We start from the raw sequence: 1,234 nt of genomic DNA, 5'->3' as shown, positions 1-1,234 counted from the left end.
CAAGAACTTCTTAAATTGTTACTTCCTGAATTTTTAGTTGAACACTTTGATATCCTCAAAGCAGAAACTCATGATGCAGAACTTCATCTTTATTTTGAAGAAAAAAGCAGTATTCCTCATGAATTTAAAGAAAGACAGCTGGAATCGAAGGGCTTTTTACCTGAAATCATTATAGATGATTATCCATTACGGGGTAAAATCGTAAAACTTCATGTGAAAAGAAGAAGATGGACTGATAAATCCTCTGGTGAAATCCTTCAAAGAGACTGGCAGCTGGTAGCGAAAGGAACACGCATAACAAAGGATTTAGCAGGCTTCTTAAAAAAAATTAGCCGACACTAAAGCTCTTCCCCTAAAAGTCATAGCAGAATTTTTCGGGATCAAAGGCAAGACCTTTCAGAGACAATACAAGAATAAACTCAGCGAGTATCATAGCTGGGAACAGAAACGACACGCAGAAAACTGGATCATTTACCCTGAAAATCTCTCATCATCTTTATCCTTAGATGAAGTGGCACTCTCTGACGGAGAACTCTACACGGTGCTTACCTCCAAGACTGCACGAGGCAGGAAAGGAAGCATTGTTGCCATCATAAAAGGTACCCAGAGTGATTTTGTCATCACACATCTTTTAAAGATCAGCAGAAAACTTCGGATGAAGGTAAATGAAATTACTTTGGATATGGCGAGTTCCATGAAGCGTATTGCCCAACGCTGCTTCCCTGGTGCAACACAGGTAATTGACCGCTTCCATGTTCAGAAGCTGGCTACAGAAGCCCTTCAGGAAATCAGGATCAGACAATCGTTGGGATGCTATTGAAATGGAAAATACGGTAACGCAAGGACTGGGGGAAGAAAAAAACTCAGGCACAGAAATATTTGAAAACGGTGATTCACGCAAACAGCTTTTAGCAAGAAGCCGGTATTTGCTTTATAAAAGCCGTGAAAAATGAACACTTTCCCAAAAACAAAGAGCTGCTATTCTTTTTGCTCAGTATCCCGATCTGGAGAAAACATATCAATTGACCGATGGACTGCGAAAGATTTATAATCAGAATATTCCAAAATCATTGGCGATGACTAAACTGGCGCATTGGTTCAAAGAGGTGGAAGAAGCAGATTTTAAATCTTTTTCTACCTTAAGAAAAACAATAATGAATCATTATAGGGATATTTTAAACTATTTTCATCAAAGAAGCACCAATGCCGCTGCGGAATCCTTCAATGCCAAAAT

3 protein-coding genes are annotated in these 1,234 nt (G+C 39.1%); all 3 read left to right on the top strand.

The annotated features are described in order from the left end of the window. A partial coding sequence (locus BW951_RS22345; RefSeq protein WP_076396901.1) for an ISAon1 family transposase N-terminal region protein occupies positions 1 to 342 on the top strand: 342 nt, incomplete at its 5' end. A gap of 19 nt (positions 343 to 361) precedes the next feature. Then, a complete protein-coding gene (locus BW951_RS22340; protein ID WP_084196526.1) occupies positions 362 to 820 on the top strand; it encodes a transposase in 459 nt (152 codons plus the stop codon). A gap of 160 nt (positions 821 to 980) precedes the next feature. Then, positions 981 to 1,234 (top strand): transposase (locus BW951_RS22985; RefSeq protein WP_175608874.1); only part of this gene is annotated, 254 nt, incomplete at its 3' end.

This window comes from Chryseobacterium gambrini (genome assembly GCF_900156825.1).
In the GTDB taxonomy this organism is placed as follows: Bacteria; Bacteroidota; Bacteroidia; order Flavobacteriales; family Weeksellaceae; genus Chryseobacterium; species Chryseobacterium gambrini.
Note: the sequence above shows the minus strand (reverse complement) of the source record. Positions and strands in the feature narration are given on the sequence as shown.